5 protein-coding genes, 1 tRNA gene and 1 pseudogene are annotated in these 8,766 nt (G+C 37.6%); 5 read left to right on the forward strand and 2 right to left on the reverse strand.

The genetic code is table 11. The features are described 5' to 3' along the window. The first annotated feature begins 168 nt into the window (after nucleotides 1–168). Nucleotides 169–552, forward strand: coding sequence for an SCP2 sterol-binding domain-containing protein (locus tag G9371_RS17235; protein ID WP_001110719.1), 384 nt, complete (start codon nucleotides 169–171; stop codon nucleotides 550–552). Between the two features lie 91 nt (nucleotides 553–643). On the opposite strand, the gene G9371_RS17240 is transcribed toward G9371_RS17235, so the two are convergent. After that, on the reverse strand, nucleotides 644–1,756 hold the full coding sequence (locus G9371_RS17240) for a transglycosylase SLT domain-containing protein (RefSeq protein WP_001984613.1): 1,113 nt from the start codon (nucleotides 1,754–1,756) through the stop codon (nucleotides 644–646). Between the two features lie 372 nt (nucleotides 1,757–2,128). On the opposite strand from G9371_RS17240, the gene greB reads away from it, so the two are divergent. Together greB and G9371_RS17250 are read left to right on the forward strand one after the other, a co-directional pair. Further along, a complete protein-coding gene (gene greB / locus G9371_RS17245) occupies nucleotides 2,129–2,623 on the forward strand; it encodes a transcription elongation factor GreB (RefSeq protein WP_000841361.1) in 495 nt (164 codons plus the stop codon). An 89-nt stretch (nucleotides 2,624–2,712) separates the two neighbouring features. Further along, nucleotides 2,713–2,802, forward strand: a tRNA-Ser gene (locus G9371_RS17250). A gap of 81 nt (nucleotides 2,803–2,883) precedes the next feature. Here the strand turns inward: G9371_RS17250 and G9371_RS17255 are convergent. After that, nucleotides 2,884–3,414, reverse strand: a complete 531-nt coding sequence (locus G9371_RS17255) for an SgcJ/EcaC family oxidoreductase (RefSeq protein WP_032009197.1) — start codon at nucleotides 3,412–3,414, stop codon at nucleotides 2,884–2,886. Nucleotides 3,415–4,020: 606 nt separating this feature from the next. On the opposite strand from G9371_RS17255, the pseudogene posA reads away from it, so the two are divergent. Continuing rightward, nucleotides 4,021–8,018: pseudogene (gene posA / locus G9371_RS17260) on the forward strand (delta-poly-L-ornithine synthetase PosA). A gap of 171 nt (nucleotides 8,019–8,189) precedes the next feature. Then, nucleotides 8,190–8,528, forward strand: coding sequence for a hypothetical protein (locus G9371_RS17265; protein WP_086221455.1), 339 nt, complete (start codon nucleotides 8,190–8,192; stop codon nucleotides 8,526–8,528). Nucleotides 8,529–8,766: the final 238 nt, after the last annotated feature.

The raw sequence follows: 8,766 nt of genomic DNA on the forward strand, positions 1-8,766 counted from the left end.
AGTGCCTTTAATGTATCAAAATACTAAAAAATGAATGTTCCGTACAAAAAGTCATAGCTCAACCTTAAAATTACATGCTATAACAACGCTCAAGCAGAAGTGCTTCACACGATGTTGTCTGGATAGGCAACACTAGAGAAATTGAACAAATAAATTTGAGGAAGAATCATGCCTGCATTTTTAACTGATGATTGGTTTGCGACTGTCGAAAAATTAACTGCTGAAGCAGGTGATCTTAATTTGCCACCAGCTCTTGCGAATTTGGCAATTAATTTAGTAGTTACAGATGCTTCTGGAAATACCGAATTAGCGTTAGATGGGGGTAAAATCCAAAAAGGTTTGTCTTCAAATGCCAAAACTACATTAAACATGGATGCTGAAACTTTACGTAAAGTATTCCTTGAGTTTGATATGGCAGCTGCTATGCAGGCATTCATGACTGGTAAAATAAAAGTTCAAGGCGATATGTCTCAGTTAATGGCTTTACAAACAGCTAAACCAAGCCAAGAACAAAAAGATTTGTTCAAAAAAGTATTAGAGCAAACCGCTTAAACTGAAAAAGTATTCATATAAAAAGCTTACCCGAGAGGTAAGCTTTTTATTTATACAAACAATGAATTTATCAACTTTTAGATGATAAAAACTAGATATTAATTCGCGTTTGTGCCGTTTTAATGTGCTCAAGATAAGCACGTATACGAGTCACATACTGAACCGCTTGTTTGTATCGACCATTGCGAGTTTTGTTACTCTGCAAATAATTATAGAGATTAACCCATTGGTTAGGGTCTTTCCCTTGGGCTTGCAAGCGCTTTTGAATCTGGTTCACCGCACCCGGTCCCATATTGTAAGCTACAAGTGCATACCAGTTGCGATCTGGGAAAGGAATATCATCATACTCACTTAACATGAGATCATAATATTTCGCACCGCCCTGAATACTCTGTGCTGGATCGTTACGGTTACTTACACCCATTGCCCGAGCTGTACTATTGGTTAACATCATTAACCCACGTACACCTGTTGGTGAAACAGACTCTGGCTTTAGGTACGATTCTTGATAACCAATCGCTGCAAGCAAATGCCAGTCTAAATCGTACTGAGCAGCACTTTGTTTAAAGCTTGCTTTGTAAATCGGTATACGTGCACTTAAGTCACGTTGAATCGTAGACCAAGCTTCTGGTTTTACAACATTACGGTTATAAAAAGAAGCAAGTTGCTGAGTTAGACCATTTTGTTTGCTTTGACAAACAAAACCGCTTGCTGTTTGTGTAAGCGGGTCATCTGCTTGTTTAAACACCCAGCTTAGATTCGGATTTAATCCATTTTTTTGCAAATTTACGATATCACCACAACTTGCAGAAAAAGACATTAAACCTTTGTTCTCGATTGAACTTAAGCTTGCGGTTGTCATGGCAAGATTTGCTTTACCTTGCTGAACCCACTTAAGCGCCGTGGCATTATCTGTCACGATTTTGAAGTCCAACTTTACATTTAAGCTTTGTGCATAGTTACGCGCTAAGTCATAACCGAAGCCGTGTAAAAACTGGTCTTCTTTAAAAACAGTCGTTGGGCTTTCTACGGCAACCACTGTTAATGTGTTTGTGTTAACTACAGTATTGTACTGTAGGGTTTTTCCTGCATTGATACTATGAAAGGGAAAAAACATAGTGCTGAGCGCAAGAACTTTCAATGGGAGAGAAGAAAATAAAGAGCTAAGGCCAAGCCTCGACCCAGAACTTGAATTACTGTGCATGTTGTCTCCGCTACAGGTAATTTATGCCCTAAAAGTCAGACAAAAAGCTGCCATAACTTCTAAAAGTTGATAAATTCAATAAGGGGTGGGCAGTCATGACGTCATTCAAAATGACATGAAATGAAAAAAGCAAACTGTGTAGAAAATCTACATAGTTTTTGAGTGGGTTAAAAAATACTCAACATTTAAGATGCGCGCATCATAATATTGAAAAAAAGTATTGTCAAATTTTGTACAATTAAATATCCGATATATCATCATAACAACATGAATTTATTAAGGAAGAAAATTTATACACTTCTGATGTGAGAAAATAGGGTATAAAATGCTACATCTTGTAACCCTTATGTTGTTAATCAGTGGTTTTTAATCATGAAATCTAACTTAATCACTCGGTCAGGCCATGACAAATTAGTTGCTGAATTAAAACAACTTTGGCATGAAGAAAGACCAGAAATTACGAAAAAAGTAAATTGGGCTGCAAGCCTCGGTGACCGTAGTGAGAATGCAGATTATCAATATAACAAGCAGCTCCTTAGAAAAATTGATCGACGAGTACGCTACTTAGGAAAGCGTTTAGAAGAGTTAAAAATTGTTGATTACTCACCTGAGCAAGAAGGCAAAGTTTACTTTGGTGCTTGGGTCGACATTGAAAATGAAGAAGGGGAGCAAAAAACTTTACGAATTGTCGGGGTAGATGAAATTTATGATCACCATCCTCAGCATATTTCAATTGAGTCACCTATGGCACGTGCACTCTTGAGTAAAGAAGTTGATGATGAAGTAGAAGTACACACGCCTTTGGGCAAAAAGCTGTGGTATATCAATGCAATTCGCTATGAAAAACCTAAAAATGATGAAATTTAGATAGATTTGTTTTTATTTTGAGCGTTTGAATTAAAAATTAAATAAAAGATTTGCCAACTTGCATTTTTGTTTATATTATAGCGCTCGTTGGAAGCGTGGCAGAGCGGTTTAATGCACCGGTCTTGAAAACCGACGAGGGTGTGAGTCCTCCGTGAGTTCGAATCTCACCGCTTCCGCCAAAATTCTTAAAAAGCCCTTGTTAATGACGAGGGCTTTTTTTTTATGCATATAAATTACTAAAAAAATGATCGTGCTCCTTTCTATATATTTCTAAGTATGGTCTCTCCCGTACGAGGGTTCGTCAAAGTGACATTTTCTAGCGCCTGAATGTACCAAGAATGATTCTTCTGGGTGAGCACAGTAAGAATGAGAGTATCAATCTGATGAGGCCCTTGAGGATGAGCTACGCCCGCAGTGAGGCGGCTCCAAAAATGTGAAATACATATATCCTCACTCATAGGTATGAGGTCTATCAGCTCATTCTCTAGTGTTGAATCACGATAAATGGTTTCATGAATAGGTTGATGCATTGCAATAATTTCATCAACTCCTTTAACGTAGTGACCGAAACGGTTAACGAAAGTCGCCTCTTTATCAAAAAGAGCAGCAAAGGCCTGCATATCATGCTTATTCCAAGCGGTTTGAAATGCTAAAGGTATTTCTTTTGGGTTTATTATGTGTTGACTCATACCAGCACCACTGTTTAATTCTTTAAGTCCATTTTCAAATATTATAAATAAAGATACTTCGACATGCTTAAATGAAACAGGTGATCTTAGCTCGCCTTCCAAGAGTATCTTTGTTTAACCCTCACAACTCACCACACCAAATAGGGTCGGTTGAGTTATGAGGAAAGTAGATAAACAACTGCTCGCTCAATCTGCTTAATGGAGTTAAGTTTTTATAAAATCCAGATAAAGATATAAGTTAAAAAGAATTGATGCATACAATTTTAATATAATATTAATAATCAACCATCATGCATAAATTTAAATACACTCTTTTATTTTTTAAGAACTCTTTTAATAATTCAGAACTAAACAATTAAGTTTAAAATATGGAGAATTTGTATACAGGATGGCTTTTATTAGTTTAATTAAAATGAGAACTATATAAATCTTGTGAATTCTAGCTTTTTACTTCATTAGTTTTGTACGTTTTTATCTTAAAGATAATCATAAAATTAGAATAATAATATTAAATATTTGATTTTTATTTATAAATTAAAATTAACAGCTAAGGTTCTTACTCTGTTGAATAAACATCAAAACTAAAAAATTTAATCTTGCTTTAAGTTCTCTTAATTAATTTATGGCCTATCTAGATTTCGTTAATGGGTCAGAAAAATAAATTATGACTTCATTTAAGCCAAATCAGAAAATTAAGAGAGTATAAAAATGAACCAGTTTGTAACGAACACGAAAAATGTAATTCGTGGAAAGTATCATCCGGAATTTTTGCAGAATGAAGTCTTAGCCGATATTTTTGCTCATACTGCACAAACTCTTCCTGATAAAACGGCTTTAATTGAAGCAGATAAAACGCTGAGTTATGGTGAGCTGTATCAGCAAGCCTTAATAATGGCTCAACATCTGGCTTTAAAAGGGGTAAAGCCAGGTCATATTGTAGGGCTATGGCTGCCGCGTGGTATTGAGCTTTTAAAAGCTCAACTGGCCATTTGTTTAAGCGGTGCAGCTTGGCTTCCTTTTGATATGGATACGCCCGCGGACCGTATTGCGGTATGTCTTGAAGATGCCGAAGCGGTGGGAATGATTACTACAGATGAATGGTATGAACATTTAGCTGAAGTGCCACAAACAAAATGGACCAACACCGAGCTGCAAAAAACACTAAGCGAAAGTGTAAGTTTAGCGAAAACCACTCCAGATCAACCTGCCTATATTATTTATACCTCGGGTTCGACAGGTAAACCCAAAGGAATTGTGATTACTCAAAAAAATATTTGTCACTTTTTACGTAGTGAAAATAGTATTTTGGGTTTCAAGAGCAAGACAAGGTCTATCAAGGCTTTTCAGTCGCTTTTGATATGTCGTTTGAAGAGATTTGGCTTTCTTATTTGGTAGGTGCAACGTTGTGGATTGCACCGAAGTCACTTGTCAGTGACCCTGAGCGGTTATGCCAAACCTTAAAGCATGAACAAATTACAGTACTGCATGCTGTTCCAACGTTACTTGCCTTATTTCCTGAAGACGTACCTAATTTAAGAATTATTAATTTAGGTGGGGAAATGTGTCCGGATTCACTGGTTGACCGTTGGGCATTACCTCATCATCAAATGTTTAACACCTATGGACCAACCGAAACCACGGTTTCTGCAAGTCTTGAGTTATTAGAACGCGGCAAACCTGTCACCATTGGCAAGCCCTTACCAAACTACGGTATGTTGGTCATTAACTCTGAAAGAGAGTTGCTCGAGCAAGGTGAAACAGGGGAGTTATGTATTTTTGGTCCAAGTGTGGCACAAGGCTATTTAGGACGTCCTGATTTAACCGCAGATAAGTTTATTGAAAACCCTTGGGCAATGAGTGTAGAGGAAGAGTTACTCTACCGTACTGGGGATTTGGCTAAAATTGATGAGTTTGGTCAAGTACACTGCTTAGGTCGTGCCGATGACCAAGTTAAAATCCGTGGTTTCCGTGTAGAGCTTGGCGAGATCGAAGCTGCGCTTTGCGATATTGACGGAATTGGTACGGCAGCCGTTATTCTTCGTCCTGAAGACGGCATTGATCAACTTATTGCGTTTATTGCACCAGAAATTGATGCAAAGCAAGCTATAGAAATTAAAGAACTACGCCATAACTTGAGTCAGCGATTACCGCCTTATATGGTGCCAAATCGTTTTGAGATTATTGAAGAAGTTCCACGTCTATTATCTGGGAAAATTGACCGTAAAGCTTTAAAAGCAAGACCGCTCACAAGTGTGGTAGATCGCAGTGAATCTGACCAGCCACAGAACCCGGCTGAAGAAATCCTATTTGAAATTTTGAATCGCTTGTTCCCGAACATGCCGATTAAACTCGATTCAGATTTCTTCGATGATTTAGGTGGGCATTCACTACTCGCCGCTGTTTTAATTTCAAATCTGCGTGAGCATGCGGAATATAGCCATCTGACCATTCAAAACTTATATCAAGCGAGAAGAGTAGGCGCGATTGCTGCACTCATGTTAGAACAGCCTGAACCTACTTTATTTGATAGCCAAATTGGACAAGATAACCCTCGTAATCAGACCTATAAATGGTTATGTGGTATTGCCCAGCTCGTTACTATTCCGGTTTTAATCTCGATTAATATTTTGCAGTGGTTAGCGCCATTCTTTACCTATCACTACTTTACCGGTGGAACCCGCGACAGTATTCCGTATGCGATTGCGTTGTCTTTATTGGTGTATGTCAGTGTTATTATGAGCAGTTTTGTACTGTCGATTACGGTAAAACGACTACTAATGTTAGGAATTGGCGCAGGGCGTTATCCATTATGGGGATTAACCTATTTCCGTTGGTGGCTAGCAGACCGTATTAGTAATATTTCACCTGTTTATCTTTTATCTGGCTCGACTTTACTTAACTTATATTTGAAAGCACTGGGCGCGAAAATCGGCCACGACGTTACCATTAGTTCCGTACATATTCGTATGCCATCTTTACTGACTATTGAAGATGGCGTGAGTATTGGTTCTCAGGTGAATTTAGAAAATGCCAAAGTTGAACATGGCCACTTGGTATTAGGTTCAATTCACCTTAAACAAGACAGTTATGTAGGTTCGTATGCTGTATTAGAAGAAAATACAGTGTTAGAAAAACAGGCCCATGTAAATGCCTTAACTTCAATTGAATATGACACGGTTGTACCTGAGGGCGAAATTTGGGATGGAACACCTGCTCAGAAAATAGGGCATATAGATGAGCAAGCTAAATTGCCAGAGCGTCCTAAACTATCGTTTATACGTAAAATTGCTGAATATGGATACTATGGCGTTAGCGCATTAATTATTGCCTGTCTTTTCTTTATTCCAATTTTTCCAAGCTTCCTTTTGGTCGACTGGTTAGATGTAAATGTATTTAATATTAACCCGAACAACCATTTGCAAATCGCGCTTTACTATTTCATTTTAGCGATTCCGGCTAGTGCAATGATGATGATGATTACTGCGGTGATTTCTTCAGGTCTGCGTAAAATTGCATTGCCGCGTCTTGAAACCGGAACCTATGCGGTTCATGGCAGCACGTATTATCGTAAATGGTTTGCGGCCCAAATTTTAGAAACGAGCTTACAAACCTTACATGGCTTGTTTGCCACCATTTATGCGCCTACATGGTTCCGTATGCTGGGAGCAAAAGTAGGTAAAAATACCGAAATTTCTACCGCAACCGGGGTCATTCCAGAAATGCTGACTTTGGGTGAAGAAAGCTTTATTGCCGATGCTGTAATGCTGGGTGATGAAGAGATTAAAGGCGGTTGGATGTCTTTAAAAGCAACCAAAATCGGTAACCGTAGTTTTGTGGGAAATAGTGCTTATATTGCTGATGGGACAGTGTTACCAGACAATGTTTTAATTGGCGTGCAATCAAAAACACCAGATAACCGTGAAATGTATGACGGACAAACTTGGTTTGGTTCTCCGGCGTTGCTGTTACCTGCACGTGAAGCTGCTGAAAAATATCCTGACCATTTAACCTTTAAACCAAGTATTAAGCGCCGTTTAATGCGTGGTTTTATTGAAGGGCTTCGTATTGTATTGCCGGCCGCACTTGCGATTGGGGTGGGTTATATGATCGTGCTAGACGTTATTGATGTGATTAATACCTACAATATTGAGACGGGTCTGGTTGCATTAACGCTCGCAGGACTGCTTTATGGTGTTGGCTGTTTCCTTATTGTTGCGCTATTAAAGTGGATTTTGATTGGTCGCTATCAACCGCGTTCGGCACCTATGTGGACCATGTTTGTATGGTTAAGTGAAGGGATTACCAGCTTATATGAATCAGTTGCGATTCCTAACTTCTTAAACTACTTAAGAGGAACACCAATGTTGCCATTCTTCCTGCGTATTTTAGGGGTTCGTATTGGTAAAGATGTTTATATGGATACGGCTGATATTACCGAGTTTGACTGTGTCAGCATTGGTGATCGTGCCGAGTTTAATAGCTTTTCAGGCCCGCAAACTCACTTGTTTGAAGACCGCATTATGAAAATTGGGCAAGTAAATGTTGGCAATGATGTAGTGGTCAATGCGCGCAGTATTATTTTGTATAACGCAAACGTGAGCAATCATGCAGTGTTAGGTCCATTAACACTGGTCATGAAAGGTGAAAATATTCCGGCTAAATCTGCGTGGATTGGTTCACCGGCTGTGCCTTGGGTTCATAAATAATACGTTGTTGAATTGAAAAAGCCTCTGTAGAACAGGGGCTTTTTTGTAGCTAGGCTTTAGTAATATTATACATTCATTAATGTCTAATATATTAAATATATAATTAATAAGATATTGATATAAAATTATGAAAATCAGAAAGCTTTAGGAAAAAAATTAAGAATGTATTTAATGCATATTTGGACATTTAACTCTATGGAAAAAGGTGAATCTCTATTCGCCTACCAAATACAAAAAGAATTTGCAGATATTTTGGTTTCAATTTTTGATAAGGAAACACTTCCACTTATTTCTGATCTTTCATATGTAGATTACGATTTATACAGTGATAGACAGCTTTATCAATTAATTAACGAATTTAAAAAACTAATCGAAATTTATCCAGCGTTTATAGTTGAAATTTCTAAAATAATAAGCTTTTTAGAAAAAGCTATTGAGTGTAATGAAAAAATTCTTTTTGATCCCTTTAGAGAATCCATCTTGGGCCTAGATGTTTTTGAATTTTCCTAAAAATCAATACACCTTATACGAAATGAATTAAGTATCTATAATAATGAGTATATATATAAATATATGAAGTTAACTACTATGCCTTTCACTTGGGAACTTCCTTATGAAAACATCTATAAATTTAACTATGGATAGTAGAAAAGAGGTTCCATCGAGGAATTTGGTTAGAGGTGGATCAGGAAATTTGAACAACACTTATAAGTGATATTTTGCTCCCCAAATGATGTTATAAACATCA

Origin of the sequence: Acinetobacter sp. EKM10A (genome assembly GCF_011075215.1) — a bacterium.
GTDB classification, from domain to species: domain Bacteria; phylum Pseudomonadota; class Gammaproteobacteria; order Pseudomonadales; family Moraxellaceae; genus Acinetobacter; species Acinetobacter baumannii.

Bases quoted from the DNA above. Each gene is read 5' to 3' on its own strand.
- G9371_RS17235 (WP_001110719.1), top strand. From the start codon at position 169: ATGCCTGCATTTTTAACTGATGATTGGTTTGCGACTGTCGAAAAATTA.
- G9371_RS17240 (WP_001984613.1), bottom strand. From the start codon at position 1,756: ATGCACAGTAATTCAAGTTCTGGGTCGAGGCTTGGCCTTAGCTCTTTA.
- greB (WP_000841361.1), top strand. From the start codon at position 2,129: ATGAAATCTAACTTAATCACTCGGTCAGGCCATGACAAATTAGTTGCT.
- G9371_RS17265 (WP_086221455.1), top strand. From the start codon at position 8,190: ATGCATATTTGGACATTTAACTCTATGGAAAAAGGTGAATCTCTATTC.